16 protein-coding genes and 1 tRNA gene are annotated in these 13,053 nt (G+C 70.3%); 9 read left to right on the forward strand and 8 right to left on the reverse strand.

The features are described 5' to 3' along the window. Window positions 1-115: 115 nt before the first annotated feature. Together ACMW4R_RS16005 and ACMW4R_RS16010 are read right to left on the reverse strand one after the other, a co-directional pair. Window positions 116-607, reverse strand: coding sequence for a YajQ family cyclic di-GMP-binding protein (locus tag ACMW4R_RS16005; RefSeq protein WP_013585459.1), 492 nt, complete (start codon window positions 605-607; stop codon window positions 116-118). 139 nt (window positions 608-746) lie between these two features. Next, window positions 747-1,340, reverse strand: a complete 594-nt coding sequence (locus tag ACMW4R_RS16010; RefSeq protein WP_418300394.1) for a GNAT family N-acetyltransferase — start codon at window positions 1,338-1,340, stop codon at window positions 747-749. Between the two features lie 38 nt (window positions 1,341-1,378). Here ACMW4R_RS16010 and ACMW4R_RS16015 point away from each other — a divergent pair, with 38 nt between their 5' ends. After that, the gene (locus ACMW4R_RS16015) at window positions 1,379-1,879 is read left to right on the forward strand and encodes an FBP domain-containing protein (RefSeq protein ID WP_418300395.1); all 501 of its coding nucleotides are present in this window, start codon (window positions 1,379-1,381) and stop codon (window positions 1,877-1,879) included. Window positions 1,880-1,986: 107 nt separating this feature from the next. After that, window positions 1,987-2,071 (forward strand) — tRNA-Tyr (locus ACMW4R_RS16020). Between the two features lie 121 nt (window positions 2,072-2,192). On the opposite strand, the gene ACMW4R_RS16025 is transcribed toward ACMW4R_RS16020, so the two are convergent. Beyond that, the gene (locus ACMW4R_RS16025; protein WP_418300396.1) at window positions 2,193-3,608 is read right to left on the reverse strand and encodes a carboxylesterase/lipase family protein; all 1,416 of its coding nucleotides are present in this window, start codon (window positions 3,606-3,608) and stop codon (window positions 2,193-2,195) included. After that, window positions 3,589-4,542 carry an EamA family transporter RarD gene (rarD, locus tag ACMW4R_RS16030; RefSeq protein WP_058626846.1) on the reverse strand — a complete coding sequence of 318 codons (954 nt, stop codon included), beginning with the start codon at window positions 4,540-4,542 and terminating at the stop codon, window positions 3,589-3,591. Before rarD ends, ACMW4R_RS16025 begins: the two co-directional genes overlap by 20 nt. A 68-nt stretch (window positions 4,543-4,610) precedes the next feature. Between rarD and ACMW4R_RS16035 the strand changes: the two genes are divergently transcribed. Together ACMW4R_RS16035 and ACMW4R_RS16040 are read left to right on the forward strand one after the other, a co-directional pair. Beyond that, window positions 4,611-5,192 (forward strand): MarR family winged helix-turn-helix transcriptional regulator, encoded by a 582-nt coding sequence (locus ACMW4R_RS16035; protein ID WP_418300397.1) that lies wholly within the window; start codon window positions 4,611-4,613, stop codon window positions 5,190-5,192. Between the two features lie 178 nt (window positions 5,193-5,370). Next, window positions 5,371-5,652, forward strand: a complete 282-nt coding sequence (locus ACMW4R_RS16040) for a DUF4190 domain-containing protein (RefSeq protein WP_153003343.1) — start codon at window positions 5,371-5,373, stop codon at window positions 5,650-5,652. A gap of 166 nt (window positions 5,653-5,818) precedes the next feature. Here the strand turns inward: ACMW4R_RS16040 and ACMW4R_RS16045 are convergent, their stop codons facing one another. Continuing rightward, window positions 5,819-6,169: a hypothetical protein gene (locus tag ACMW4R_RS16045; RefSeq protein ID WP_058596882.1), complete on the reverse strand. Its 351-nt coding sequence runs from the start codon at window positions 6,167-6,169 to the stop codon at window positions 5,819-5,821. 87 nt (window positions 6,170-6,256) lie between these two features. Continuing rightward, a complete protein-coding gene (locus ACMW4R_RS16050) occupies window positions 6,257-6,643 on the reverse strand; it encodes a hypothetical protein (protein ID WP_058613555.1) in 387 nt (128 codons plus the stop codon). A gap of 142 nt (window positions 6,644-6,785) precedes the next feature. Here ACMW4R_RS16050 and ACMW4R_RS16055 point away from each other — a divergent pair, with 142 nt between their 5' ends. Beyond that, complete coding sequence (locus tag ACMW4R_RS16055) at window positions 6,786-7,217, forward strand: MarR family winged helix-turn-helix transcriptional regulator (RefSeq protein ID WP_058626849.1); 432 nt, start codon at window positions 6,786-6,788, stop codon at window positions 7,215-7,217. Here ACMW4R_RS16055 and aztA read toward each other — a convergent pair. Next, window positions 7,189-7,839 (reverse strand): zinc ABC transporter ATP-binding protein AztA, encoded by a 651-nt coding sequence (gene aztA, locus ACMW4R_RS16060; protein WP_418300398.1) that lies wholly within the window; start codon window positions 7,837-7,839, stop codon window positions 7,189-7,191. The genes ACMW4R_RS16055 and aztA overlap by 29 nt on opposite strands. Window positions 7,840-7,894: 55 nt before the next feature. On the opposite strand from aztA, the gene aztB reads away from it, so the two are divergent. From aztB to aztD, 4 genes are read left to right on the forward strand one after another with little or no spacing between them, the layout of a single operon-like run. After that, complete coding sequence (gene aztB, locus ACMW4R_RS16065; protein WP_418300399.1) at window positions 7,895-8,746, forward strand: zinc ABC transporter permease AztB; 852 nt, start codon at window positions 7,895-7,897, stop codon at window positions 8,744-8,746. A 14-nt stretch (window positions 8,747-8,760) separates the two neighbouring features. Further along, entirely contained in the window at window positions 8,761-9,969 is a 1,209-nt protein-coding gene (locus ACMW4R_RS16070) for an ABC transporter (RefSeq protein WP_418300400.1), read from the forward strand. 1 nt (window position 9,970) lies between these two features. Further along, window positions 9,971-10,870, forward strand: a complete 900-nt coding sequence (aztC, locus tag ACMW4R_RS16075) for a zinc ABC transporter substrate-binding protein AztC (RefSeq protein WP_418300401.1) — start codon at window positions 9,971-9,973, stop codon at window positions 10,868-10,870. Window positions 10,871-10,904: 34 nt separating this feature from the next. Continuing rightward, window positions 10,905-12,116: a zinc metallochaperone AztD gene (aztD, locus tag ACMW4R_RS16080; RefSeq protein ID WP_058613550.1), complete on the forward strand. Its 1,212-nt coding sequence runs from the start codon at window positions 10,905-10,907 to the stop codon at window positions 12,114-12,116. A gap of 3 nt (window positions 12,117-12,119) precedes the next feature. Here aztD and ACMW4R_RS16085 read toward each other — a convergent pair whose 3' ends face one another. Further along, window positions 12,120-13,007 (reverse strand): LysR family transcriptional regulator, encoded by an 888-nt coding sequence (locus ACMW4R_RS16085; protein WP_058596890.1) that lies wholly within the window; start codon window positions 13,005-13,007, stop codon window positions 12,120-12,122. Window positions 13,008-13,053 lie beyond the last annotated feature (46 nt).

Raw genomic sequence — 13,053 nt, forward strand, 5'->3', positions numbered from 1 at the left:
TGGCCGTCCGCGGAGGGAACAACGCGAGCGGCGACCGCGGACCTCATGGTCTCCATCGCCGCTCTTGCGGACTGTCCGCGGGCTATGGGCGAAAAGCCCGGGTCAGCGCGACTTCTTACCGGTAGTTCGTGAACTGCAGATCCACGTCGAGGTCGGCGGCCTTCAGCAGGCGCTGAACCTCTTGCAGGTCGTCGCGCGACTTCGACTGGACGCGCAGTTCGTCGCCCTGGATCTGCGACTTCACGCCCTTGGGGCCCTCGTCGCGGATGATCTTGCCGATCTTCTTCGCGATCTCCTGCGAGATGCCTTCCTTGAGTGTGGAGGTGATGCGGTACTCCTTGCCGCTCTGCACCGGCTCGCCGCTCTCGAGGCTCTTCAGCGAGATGCCGCGCTTGATGAGCTTGGTCTGGAAGACATCGAGCACCGCGTTCGCGCGCTCTTCGGAGTTCGCTTTGATGACGATCGACTCGCCGCTCCAGGCGATCGACGCGTCGGTGCCTTTGAAGTCGTACCGCTGCTCAACTTCTTTGTGAGCCTGGTTCAGGGCGTTGTCGGCTTCCTGTCGATCGATTTTCGAGACGATGTCGAATGAGCTGTCGCTTGCCATCCCACCAGTTTACAACCGCGGAAAATCAGGCCTCGGGGACTTGTGCCCGACGACGATGAGAACCACGCATACCCGAGGGCACCCCGGATCGCGGATACTGCGCCTGTTACAGCGGCAGCCCCTGCGACTGCCCCGGCGGCTAGGGCGCGTGCGGCGCTGCGTGTCCGACCGCGTCCTGCGCGTCCGGCCAGCCGGGCTTCGGGGAGCGGTCGTCGTCGCGCCCGAGCGCGCCGGTCCAGGATGCCGACTGCCCGCCGTCGCGTCCGCGTACCTGCCCCGGTTGCACGCCCGTGTAGCGGAAGCCGCTCTTCTGGGCCACGCGCATCGACGCGACGTTGCCGAGGACGCACTCCCAGAGCACCTCGTCGATGGCCGTGCGCGCGAAGGTGGCGTCGATGACGGCGTCGAGGGCCTCGGGCATCAGGCCGCGACCACGGTGCTCGGCCCCGAGCCAGTAGCCGACCATGCCCCACGGGACGCGGACGCCGATCACGCCGCGCAGGGGGCCGGCATCCGAATCCCGGATCGCCCAGGTCCACTCACGGTCCTCGGCCCAGCCGTCGGCGACGTACCCCTCGATGAATCCGACCGCGTCGTCGCGAGTGTACGGCCACGGGGTGGTCATGTAGTGCTCGAAGACCGGGTCGGCGCAGTACCGGGCGATGTCGTCGACATCGGCGAGCGTGGGCTGATTCAGGACCAGGCGTGCGGTGCGCAGCGAGAACGGCGTCATCGCCGCAGCCTACCGATGCGCTCGTAAACTCGGATGCCATGCGAGCACTCACCGAGAACGAGGTCCGGGACGCGTTCATCAACGCCACCCCCGACGAACTGCGTGTCATCGCGATGCCCCACGACTTCGTGCTGACGGATTGGGACCACCTCGACTTCTTCGCGTGGCGCGACCCGCGGACCCGTGGGCGCGGATACGTCATCGCCGAGCGCGACGGCGAGCCCACCGGCGTGGTGCTGCGCGCGGCCGAGGGGCAGTCGCGCGCGCGGTCGGCGATGTGCAATCTGTGCCACACGATGCAGCCCGGGGACCAGGTGTCGCTGTTCACCGCGCGGAAGGCCGGGGCGGCGGGGGAGCAGGGCGACACGGTCGGCACGTACATGTGCGCCGACCTGTCGTGCCACGAGACCGTCCGCCTTGCCGCGCCCCTCGCCCCGAGCGAGATCCGCGCCAGCGTGGATCGCAAGATCGACGGCACGAAGCGGCGGACCGAGGAGTTCGTCGATCGCGTGCGCGAGGTCGCCGACATCGCGCGGTAGGCACCCGGCATGGGGATGCCCAGGGTGGTTGGAGGCATCCCTTCCGGGATAGTAGAGTGGTCTATCGCGCCTCCGGTCGACTGCCAAAGCCGGGCGGGTGCGCACTCGGCGAGTTACCCAAGCGGCCAAAGGGATCTGACTGTAAATCAGACTGCATTGCATTCGGGGGTTCGAATCCCTCACTCGCCACCAGCGTGACGTCCCGCGACATGAGGTTTATGTCGCGGGACGTTCTGGTTTCCGAATCTTCGCGTCAAAGCTGAGCGACCGCGTTCTCGATGCGGCTTTCCATGACCGCGATGCTGTTCTGTTCTCAGCGCCTCAGCGACGCGAGAGCCTCGGCACGCGGCAGGGGCACGTCCTCGGTCACCGCGTCGTACCGCCGGATGCGACCCGCTCGGTCGAAGGCCGACCAGCCGGGGTCGCCCGTCTTCGCGAAGCGGACCCAGTCGGCGTGCATGTTATCGGCGAGCTCTCGCGGCGCATCCGTGCCCGTCATGCGCTGTGCCGCGGGGTCGTCGAGCGCGTCGAAGGCGAACGCGATGTCGAGCGCGTGCGCCGCGCCCAGCTCGGGGAGGGGGCTCGGCCACGCGAATTCGTACACGAAGGTCGGCGCCGTCCGCGCTGTCGCGATCTCCACCGCGGGTGCCCGCAGGAGGTGATCGGTGAGGATCTGGCCGATGACCTCCCCGTCGCTCGCGTGCGGAAAGGCGCGTCGGTACGCGCCCCAGGTTCCGCGCGGGAGGCGTTTCGCCATCGCGAGGAGCGCGTACGCGCGACCGTTCAGTCGCGCGAGCGCGTCGGCGGAGAGGAACAGGCGGTACTCGTCGGTCGTCGTGCCGATGACCACGGGCACCTCCGCCGTGCGGAGCGCGCGCCGCGGCGACGTGGGGAGCGAGGCGGGATCGACGCTGGCGGCGAACCCCGGAGCCCCGCGGAGGAACGTTCCCCCCGCGACCAGCCGATCGCGCGTCTCGACCAGCCTCTCCGGTGAGACCTCCCGCAGAGCGGCGGCGGTGGGCGGGATGCCGAGGGCTCGGGCGATATCGCGCGTCGGACGGGCGGCGCGCCGAGGCGTCTCCGCGTCGAGAGGCCCCGACTGGATGATCGCTCCGGCGATCAGGGGGCGGAGGTCGTCGCGAGCGAGGAGTGCCGCGACCATCGCCCCGCCGGCGGATTCGCCGAAGACGGTGATGCGGGAGGGGTCGCCTCCGAAGCGATGGGCATTGCGGTGAGTCCAGCGGAGGGCCTCGGCGGCATCGGCGACGCCGAGGTTGCGCGGCGCGTCGGGCAGTACCGAGAAGCCCTCGGCCCCGAGCCGGTAGTTCGCCGAGACGAAGACGACGCCGTCGCGTGCGAACGGGAAACCGTCGTAGGTGCTCAGCGCGGCGGTTCCGCGCTCGAACGCGCCGCCGTGGAACCACAGCATGACGGCGGCCCCCTGCGCCTCCTCCGGACGCCAGACGTTGACCGTGAGGATGTCGTCTCCCGGAATGATCGTCGACGCGAGGTAGGTGCCCGTCAGCCCTGTATACGGCGACTGGGGAGACGTGGGACCGAAGGCGGTCGCGTCGCGCACGCCGCTCCACGCAGAGGCCGGTACGGGGAGGGTGAATCGGCGCTTCCCGAACGGGGCCTCGGCGTAAGGAATGCCGAGGTAGCGCTCGACGCCGTCGCTCGCCTCTCCGACGAGGGTCCCCGACTCGATCTCAGCGGTGGGCCGTGGCATCCGGACGTCCTTTCTTCGCGGTGAGCACCGAGTCCAGAGTCAACAGCGCGAGGCTCGCCCACACGAGCGCGAAGCCGATCCATCTCTCGGCGGTCATCGGCTCCCCGAGAACCCACACGCCGATGGCGAACTGGAGGAGCGGTGTGACGAACTGCAGCAGACCGATCACCGTGAGGGGTACGCGCCGCGCGCCGGCGGCGAACAGCAGCAGGGGGACCGCGGTGACCGCCCCCGCGAGGAGCAGAAGCACGGTGTGAGCGAGCCCGGCGTGGCCGAGGGTCAGGCCGCTCGTGGTGCCGACGATGATCAACTGGACTACGGCGACGGGGAGGAGCCAGAGGGATTCGAGCGTGAGCCCGCTCACCGCGTCGACGGCCGGGCCGATTTTCGTCTTCACGAGCCCGTAGAGGGCGAACGTGGCAGCGAGGATCAACGCCAGCCACGGGACGCGACCGTAGCCCGCGACGATCACGGCGACGGCGACGCCCGCGATGCCGATCGCGATCCAGGGGAGCACGCGGAGGCGTTCGCGCAGCACGATCACCCCGAGCAGCACCGTCATGAGAGGGCTGATGAAGTACCCCAGGCTCGCCTCGATCACCTGACCTGTCAGCGTCGCGATGACGTACGTCTGCCAGTTCGCGTAGATGAGCACTCCCGCGGCGACGGTGAGGCCGCGAAGGCGGGGTCGGCGAAGCACCTCGACGACCTTCCGCCACGTGCGCGTCATCGTGAGCAGGAGCGCGCAGAACGCGAACGCGAGCGCGATGCGCCACGCGACGAGCTCGAACGGCCCGGTCGGCGCGAGGAGGACGAAGTACAGCGGGAGCACGCCCCAGAGGATCTCGGCGGCGAGGGCGGAGAGCGCGCCCCGCGTTCGGCCGCTGGGGGCAGGGGAGGAGAGCTGCGTCCCCCGCTGAGCGCGGAGCGTCATGTGGCCGCCTCGCGCGTCTCGTCGGTCCCGAACGCGCGGCGGATGACCGGGCGAGGGAGGATGGGGCCATGCCGCGTCGCCCCCATACCGCCCTCATCCTCGAAGCGAACGCCGAGACCCTTGCCCCGGTCGTCAGCGCGGACGGGCTCAATGCCCGCGGAGCGATGCAGGCCTTCATCACCTGGGCGACGTCGACATCCCGCCGGGAGGAGCTGATCCGGCGAAGCGCCTTCCCCGTTCCCGACGACATGCTCGCGTTCCTCGTCGTCAGCCAGCTCGCCTATCAGGGCGCGGCCCGGCCGACCGAATTGGCCAACGCGACGCGGACCGGGCGCTCGAACCTCAGCAAGGTCCTGCGCCGCCTCGAGGAGGTCGAGTTGGTGGGACGCATGGTCAACCCCGACGACGGGCGCGAGACCAGGGTCGCGCTCACGCCCACCGGCCGCGAGGTGGCAGAACGAATCATCGCCGCGGCGGAGACCGACTACGCCGATGCGACCGCGGAATGGACCGAGGAGGAGCGCGTCGTCTTCAACGACCTCTTCGTTCGCCTGGTCCTCGACCTCGACCGCCGCGTGGGGGGCGAGATCCGACGCTTCTCGGGCGCGCCGTGGAGTGTGTCGCCCCGACCGTGGGATCCGCGTTCGTAGGGCGATCGTCACGAGGCTCCCTTCCTCCGAGGTCCCTCTGGCAGAGGGTTGATTGTCCTGGCGACAATTACGATAGCCTCTTCACGCTCCGGACGCTGCACTGCGTCCGTGGCATCCCCGCGTCTCCTCGGGCGCGTGAGGGTCATCGCATCCGGCAGTCGCCAGAAAGGAATTCACTGTGACCACTTCCCCCTCCCCGACCACGCGCGTTTCGCAGCCCGCCCCGTCGGGAGATTTCCCCGGGCGAACTCTGGGGATCGTCGGCTTGATCGTGTCGTTCTTCGCGAGTCTCGTCGGCCTGATCATCTCGATCGTCGCCTTGAAGCAGTCGAAGGACGCCGGCTACAAGAACACTCCCGCTCTCGCGGGCATCATCGTCGGCTCCGTGACGCTCGTCCTGGCGGTCATCTTCTTCGCCACGTCGCTCGCTGCCCTTTCCGTGGGGTCGACCGGCTACTGACGTGGCGGCGTCCTCGCCGGCACGGCGCGATGGCGGGCAGGGGGGCGGCCGCCGCGGGTGCGATGTTCCGTGTCGGCGAGGGCGCGCGACATCGCGCGTGACGGGCTGTGGATCGATGGGGGCGTCGGTCGTGCCGGTGCCGATCGCGGGGCGAGGCCCGGCCGGCTCAGCGCGCCTGTTCGAGGAGGATTCGGGACTTCGACTCGAGGAAGCACAGGAGCGACCCGAGGACGGTCACCTCGTGCCCGAGGTTGACGAGGTCGGCGGCCCCGAGCTCGATCACCGCCTCGCGCGGCTCCATCGTGACCTTCCACGTGCCCTCGCCGCCCGTGACCGGCTGCAGGTAGCTGATGGTGTTGGCGCGGCTGAGGTCGACGACGATCAGTCCCGCGTCGGGGTCCTGGTCGTCGTCCTGCTCGAGGACGCGGATCTCGCTGCCGGTCAGATAGCCGCGCGCGAGGAACTCCGCGAGCCACTCATCGAGTGTCTCTTTGTCGAGCAGTTTCCGGACCGGCACGGGCATCTCATTTCTCGCGAGAGAACGAGAAGACCCGCTCCCACCGTCATTATGACGGTCGGAACGGGTCTGGCGTGCGGTGTGCTATCAGGCGGCGCGGACGGGGCGCGTCGAGGTTCGCGCCGGCGAGGCCGACGCGGAGGTTCGCGCCGGCGTGCGGGCGGCCTCCTCGGCGGCTTCCCACGTGCGCACGTCGACGTTGAGGCCTGTCGCGGAGTTGGACTGGTCGGCGAGAGCGCGCAGGTAGTCGCCGCTGAGCTGCTCGGGCTCGGGGGAGTCGAAGACGAAGCGAAGCGGGATCGACGGCTGGAGCCAGATCGTCGAGCGGCCGGTCTCGTCGTCGGCTCCCGACCATGTGAGGGTGAAGGACTCTCCGCGTCGGAGCTTGGTGGCCGTGATGACCTTGATGTAACCGAGCAGGCGGTCCGGCAGGGTGACGGGCGCAGTGTCGGATCCGTAGTAGAGCTTTGCCATGGCGATCTCCTTCTCTGGGTCGTTGGGCGGGGCTGACTGCTAACTTAGCAGGTAATTCACGAATTTAAATAAATTCATGAAACGTTCAGCGATCTGGCTATGCTCGAAGAGAGGCCAGCCGGGGCCGCAAGGGAGATCGACCATGTCCGATGCGTCATCCGCCCTCATCGAAGCCCTCGCCGAGTACGTGGAAGCGGGGCAAGATGCCCTGGTGGCGGCCCGGAAATCACTGAGCGTCAGCGAGCTCGAGGCGCGTGCGATCCGCAGTATCGGCGCTCATCCCGGCATCCGTCCGTCCCTGCTTCGAGAACACCTGGATGTCACCTCGGCCGGTGTCACCACGCTGGTGGATCGGCTGGTCGGCCGGGGTGTGCTGCGCCGGGAGCTCGACGTCGAGGACCGTCGGGTGAACCACATCTTCCTCGAAGTCGATCTGGACGCCGAGCCGTGGTCGGCGCTCGGGCGTTTCGACACCGAGGTGCACGCCGCCATCCGCGCGGAGTCGTCCGAGGCGTTCAACGGCTTCGCCGACCTGCTCCGCCGCGTCACCGCGCGGGCGCAGGCGCGGATCTGACGCGACCGCCCTCGAGGTGGACGAGGTGTGTCGCGCAGGCGATGAGCGCCTCGTCGTGGCTCACGCAGACCACGCTCGTCCCGCGTCGCGTCTCGTCCGTGATCGCTGTGCGAATGAGTGCGCCGCTGTGGGTGTCGAGTCCCGTGGTCGGCTCGTCGAGGAGGAGAAGATCGGCGCCGGACGCGAGCCCCTGCGCGAGCAGTGCTCGTTGCCGCTGACCGCCCGAGAGGGAGGAGAAGGGATGCCGCGCGAGCGGCGCGATGTCGAGTCGCGCCATCGCGTCGTCGACGGCCGCTCGTCTCGTGGTTAACGGACGGCGGCGGGAGGAGGCGCCTCCCCACGTGCCCACGGCGACCATCTCCCGAACGGTGAGTGGCAGGCGGTCCGAGATCGCGGCGCGCTGAGGAACGAAGGCGCGGGTGCGTCCTCGCGGGTCGACCTCGCCCGCGGTCGGCCGTCGCGCGCCGGCGAGCACTTCGAGGAGGGTCGATTTCCCTGCGCCGTTCGGGCCGACGATCGCGGTGAGGGCTCCCGCGGTGATGTCGAGATCGACGTCGTCGACGGCGCGAACGCCGGAGAACTCGACGCGGATGCCGCGGAGCGACGCGGAGAGGGGGGTCATGGCATCCATCCTATGAGTTTGAGAATCGTTCTCATCAACGCTACGGTCGTGCCTCGTGTCCTTCCTCACCGATCCGTTCTCGTTCGAGTTCGTGCAGCGCGCGTTCTGGGGCGGCTCGCTCGTGGCGATCCTGTGCGGCATCGCCGGGACCTGGGTGATCGTGCGCGGGATGGCCTTCCTCGGTGAGGCTCTCGCGCACGGGATGCTGCCCGGCGTCGCCCTCGCGACCGTGCTGGGGGTGCCCGTCCTCTTCGGCGCCGCCGCGAGCGCGGTGGTGATGAGCCTCGGCATCGGGGCGCTGCAGCGCCGCGGACGCCTGTCGTACGACACGAGCATCGGTCTGCTGTTCGTCGGCATGCTCGCGCTCGGCGTGATCGTCATCTCGCACGCCGGGAGCTTCGCGACGGATGCCACCGCCATCCTCTTCGGCGACATCCTCGCCATCGGGGTCGACGACCTCGTCGTGCTCGCGGTCGCCGTCGCGCTCGGGGTGGTGACGGCGGTCGCCGCGCATCGCCACCTCGTCGCACTCGCCGTCGACGAGCGGGTCGCGCGGGTGCTCGGTCTGCGTCCCCGGCTCGCGCAGACCGCGCTCATCGGGCTCGTCACGCTCGCGGTCGTCGCCTCGTATCAAGCGGTGGGGTCGCTCCTGGTCGTCGGTCTGCTCGTCGCTCCCGCGGTCGCCGCTCGTCCGTGGACCCACCGCATCCCGACCACGATGGCGCTCGCCGCGGTGATCGGTGTCGCCGCGGTCTTCGTGGGACTGGTGGTCTCGTGGCACGCCGCCACCGCGGCCGGCGCGACCATCGCCGCCACCGCCATCGCCGCCGGGGTCTCCGGCGCGCTGCGCTCCGTCCTCTCGCCGCTCCGGCGCCGGGTCGTCTCGGCCGTTCCTGTTCCCGTCTGACGCAGAAAGCCCCCATGCTCCACCGCTCTTCCCCCCGTCTGTTCCTTCCCACCGCCCTCCTGCTCGTCGCGCTCACCGGGTGCGCGGCCCCGACGGCTCCCGCGTCCGAGCCCTCGCGCGACACCCACGGCGACATCGACGGCGCAGCGGAGCTCGCCGAGCCCGCGCTCGGCCTCACCTCGATCGACGGGGACGGGCGCGTGTCGCACCTCGATCTGCTCGACGAGACGACGGCCGATCTCGGCGCCGTCCGCGCTCCCGTCGCGGTGCACTCCGACGGGCGCTATCTCTTCTCGGCCGACGACGCCGGGGTCTCGATCGTCGACAGCGGCGTCTGGACCTGGGATCACGTCGACCACTTCCACTACTACCGCGCCGAGGCGCGGATCCTCGGCGATGTCGCGGGGGAGGGAGTCGCGACCGTCGCCACCTCGAACTCCTCGACGACCGGCGGAACGGGTCTGTTCTTCCCCGGGTCGGGGGAGGCCGTGCTCCTCGACACCGAAGCGCTGTCGAAGGGCGAGATCGCCGAGACGTTCCGGTTGACCGTCGACCCCGGACCCGGACTGGTCGTGCCCGCCGGGTCGTTCGCCGCGGTGGCCGCGGGCGACGAGGTCACGCTTCACGCCGCGGACGGCACACGCGTCGGCGATCCGACCGCGTGCCCGAGTCCCGCCGGCACGATCGCCACCCGCGTGGGCGCGGTCATCGGATGCCAAGACAGTGCCCTCCTCATCGCGGTCGAAGACGAGCAGCCCGTCGTCGAGCGCATCCCTTACCCCGCGGGGTCGACCGCTCCGCGCGCGACCGCGTTCGCCAACCGCGAGGGCCGACCCACGGTCGCGGGCGTCGCCGAGGGCGCGGGCGTGTGGCTGCTGGACACCCGCGAGCGGACATGGACGCTTCTGCCGACGGCCCAGCCGGTCCTGCAGGCCGTCGCGGTCGACGACAGAGATGCGAACGTGCTCGTGCTCACGGCCGACGGCAGCGTGCGGGTGCTGGACGGGGAGACGGGCGCGGAGCGCGCGGCATCCGTCCCGCTCGTCGCAGCCAGTCTCGCCGCGGGGCTTCCGGTGAACCTGGTCGCCGACCAGCAGCGCGCCTACCTCAACGGCCCGGCCGAGAACCGGCTGTGGGAGATCGACTTCGCCGACGGGGCGCGCGTCGCCCGGGAGTTCGCCCCCGAGCGCTCCCCGCTGTTCTTCGCCGAGACGGGACGCTGACATGAACAAGCTTCTGGCCGCCGCCCTGACCGGCGCGCTGCTCCTGCTGACCGGGTGTGCGGGGAGTGAGGGATCCGATCGTCCGCTCGTGGTCGTGACGACGAACATCCTCGGCGACGTCGTCTCGCACCTCGTCGGCGACGATGTCGAGGTCGTGACGCTCATGCGTCCCGGCGCCGACCCGCACTCGTTCGAGATCTCGGCGGCGGAGGCCGCGCGCATGCGCTCGGCCGACCTCCTCGTGGCCAACGGCCTGGGGCTCGAGGAGGGGCTCCAGCAGCACCTCGACGCCGCGGCGTCCGAGGGGGTGCGCACCTTCGTCGCGGGCGACGCCGTACCGGTGTTGCCGTACACCTCGACCGACGCCGGCGGTGCCGACGATCCTCACTTCTGGACCGACCCGGCGCGCATGATCGCGGTCGTCGACGCGCTCACCCCGGTGCTCGCCGACTTCGGGGGCGCCGCCGTCGCCGACCAGGCCGCCGCGTACCGCGCCGACCTCGAGGACCTGGATGCCGAGATGACCGCCGCGTTCGCCGCGATCCCGGCCGAGCGACGCGCCCTCGTCACCAATCACCACGTGTTCGGCTATCTCGCCGACCGCTTCGGCTTCCGCGTGGTGGGGGCGGTGATCCCCGGCGGCACCACCCTGGCCGCGCCGAGCGCGAGCGACCTCGCCGACCTCGTGGCGGCGATCGACGACACCGGCGTTCCCACGATCTTCGCGGAGTCGTCATCGCCCGATCGGCTCGTCCAGGCGCTCGCCGACGAGGCCGATCGCGATGTCGACGTGATCGAGCTCTTCACCGAGTCGCTCACCGCCGTCGACGGGGGCGCCCCCGACTACCTGACCATGATGCGCGTCAACACGGAGCGCATCGCCCGCGGTCTGTCGCCCTGAGCGACGGCCCCTCCCGAAAAGAAAGAGAAATCACATGCGCAGTTCTTCCTTCCGCGCGGGTCCCCTCCGCCGCGCGGGCCTGCTCGCGCTCGCGGTCGGTGCGGCCGTCGGACTCACGGCGTGCGCCGGGGGTGCCGGCTCCGCCGCGCCCGCGTCGAGTGCCCCGGCCGACACCGGTACTCGCGTCGCCCTGTCGTACGCCGGTGGCATCGTCGTGCTCGACGGCGAGAGCCTCGAGACCCTCGCGGACGTCGCCTCCGAGGAGTTCACGCGCCTGAACCCCGCGGGCGACGGCCGCCACGTCATGGTCACCACGAGTGAGGGCTTCCAGGTACTGGATGCCGGGACCTCGGCCACCGAGCCCGAGCTCACCGACCTCGTGTTCCCGGCATCCAAGCCCGGCCACGTCGTGACGCACGGCGGCACGACGGTGCTCTACGCCGACGGCACGAGCGACTCCACGATCTTCGACACCGATGCCCTTCTGGCATCCACGGATGCGCTTCCCGAGGTCGAGACCATCCCCGGTGTCGAGGCGCACCACGGTGTGTCGATCGTGCTCGAGGACGGCTCGTTCGTCACGACCGTCGGCAACGCCAACGGTCGCACGGGCATCGTCGTGAAGGACCCCTCGGGTGCCACGGTCGCCGAGAACGCCACCTGCCCGGGCGTGCACGGCGAGGGGACCGCGAAGGACGAGGTCGTCGTCTTCGGCTGCGAGAACGGCGCCCTGATCTACGCCGACGGCGGGATCACCAAGGTCGACGCTCCCGACCAGCCCTACGGTCGCATGGGCAACATCTTCGTCACCGACACCAGCTCCCTCGTGCTCGGCGACTACAAGGACGACCGGGATGCAGAAGGCTACCTGCTGCACCGCGTCGCGGTGATCGACACCGACGCCAAGACGCAGAAGGTCGTCGACATGCCGGAGGGCGCCGAGTACACCTTCCGCGACCTGGCACGGGGTCCCGGAGACCTCGGCTACATCCTCGCCTCGGACGGTGCGATCCACGTGTTCGATCTCGAGAAGGGCGTCTTCACCGACGCGTTCCCCGTCATCGACGCGTGGGAGGGTCCCGTCGAGTGGCAGGACGCCCACCCCGCCATCAAGGTGTCGGGCGATATCGCCTACGTGACCGAGCCGGCGAAGAACGCCGTGCACGCGGTCGATCTCACCTCGGGCGAGGTCGTGAAGAGTGCGACGCTCGACGTCACCCCGAATGAGATCGCGCTGACCCGCTGATCCTCACCGACCGCCCCGGTCGTACGCCACCTGCAGTGCCGCGCGCACCGCGCGTACGCCGGGGCGGTCGGCCGTTCCGCGCCGGACGGCCGTGAACACCTCGCGGCGCGGCTCGCCCGGCAGGTCGACCAGCCGCACCGCCGGGGCGTCGCCGGCGAAGACGAGGTCGGGGATCATGCCGACGGCGTGACCGGATGCCACGAGCCGCACGTGCGCGGTCAGGTCGGCCATCTCGAACCGCACGTCGGGCTCGAACCCGGCGGCTCGGCACTGCTGGGTCGCCCACTGCCGGGCGGCGGTGCCCACCGGCTCCATCACCCAGGAGCGGTCGCGCAGGTCGTCGAGCCGCCGCGCGGGATCGTCGCGAGAGACGGCCAGGCGGATGGCATCCCGCCCCAGCAGGCTCCGCTCGATGCCGTCGCGGTGCTCGCGCGTGTGGCCGGGGTACTGCTCGGCGACGGCGAGGTCGAAGCCGCGCGCGGCCACCTCGAACAGGCCCTCCTCGGGAGCGAGCTCGGCGACCTCGATGCGCATCCCCGGCTCGCTCTCGGCGAGGGCGTCGAGGGTGCGGGGGAGCAGACCGTGGGCGGCGGACTGCATGACGGCGACGCGCACGGGCGCGAGGGACGGGCGGAGGCGTTCGAGCTCCGCGCGGGCGGCTTCGTCGGCCGCAAGCATGCGCGCGGCATGGGCGGCGAGGGCCGCGCCCTGCGCGGTGAGGCGGAGGCGGCGGCCGTCGGGCTCGAGCAGCGGGACACCGGCCTCCTTCTCGAGGAGCGAGAGCTGCTGCGAGATCGTCGAGGGGCTGTAGGAGAGGGCCTCGGCGACGGCGGCGAGGGTTCCGCGGATCGACAGTTCGTGCAGCAGACGGAGACGGCGCAGATCGAACATGGCATCCCTTCGCTTTCATCGAAGATAACCCATCGCTATTGATCGC

The organism is Microbacterium sp. S1037, assembly GCF_048381605.1.
Taxonomy (GTDB): Bacteria; Actinomycetota; Actinomycetes; order Actinomycetales; family Microbacteriaceae; genus Microbacterium; species Microbacterium testaceum_B.

Coding starts and splice junctions, on each gene's coding strand:
- ACMW4R_RS16005 (WP_013585459.1), bottom strand. CDS start 607: ATGGCAAGCGACAGCTCATTCGACATCGTCTCGAAAATCGATCGACAG.
- ACMW4R_RS16010 (WP_418300394.1), bottom strand. CDS start 1,340: ATGACGCCGTTCTCGCTGCGCACCGCACGCCTGGTCCTGAATCAGCCC.
- ACMW4R_RS16015 (WP_418300395.1), top strand. CDS start 1,379: ATGCGAGCACTCACCGAGAACGAGGTCCGGGACGCGTTCATCAACGCC.
- ACMW4R_RS16025 (WP_418300396.1), bottom strand. CDS start 3,608: ATGCCACGGCCCACCGCTGAGATCGAGTCGGGGACCCTCGTCGGAGAG.
- rarD (WP_058626846.1), bottom strand. CDS start 4,542: ATGACGCTCCGCGCTCAGCGGGGGACGCAGCTCTCCTCCCCTGCCCCC.
- ACMW4R_RS16035 (WP_418300397.1), top strand. CDS start 4,611: ATGCCGCGTCGCCCCCATACCGCCCTCATCCTCGAAGCGAACGCCGAG.
- ACMW4R_RS16050 (WP_058613555.1), bottom strand. CDS start 6,643: ATGGCAAAGCTCTACTACGGATCCGACACTGCGCCCGTCACCCTGCCG.
- ACMW4R_RS16055 (WP_058626849.1), top strand. CDS start 6,786: ATGTCCGATGCGTCATCCGCCCTCATCGAAGCCCTCGCCGAGTACGTG.
- aztA (WP_418300398.1), bottom strand. CDS start 7,839: ATGACCCCCCTCTCCGCGTCGCTCCGCGGCATCCGCGTCGAGTTCTCC.
- ACMW4R_RS16070 (WP_418300400.1), top strand. CDS start 8,761: ATGCTCCACCGCTCTTCCCCCCGTCTGTTCCTTCCCACCGCCCTCCTG.
- aztC (WP_418300401.1), top strand. CDS start 9,971: ATGAACAAGCTTCTGGCCGCCGCCCTGACCGGCGCGCTGCTCCTGCTG.
- aztD (WP_058613550.1), top strand. CDS start 10,905: ATGCGCAGTTCTTCCTTCCGCGCGGGTCCCCTCCGCCGCGCGGGCCTG.
- ACMW4R_RS16085 (WP_058596890.1), bottom strand. CDS start 13,007: ATGTTCGATCTGCGCCGTCTCCGTCTGCTGCACGAACTGTCGATCCGC.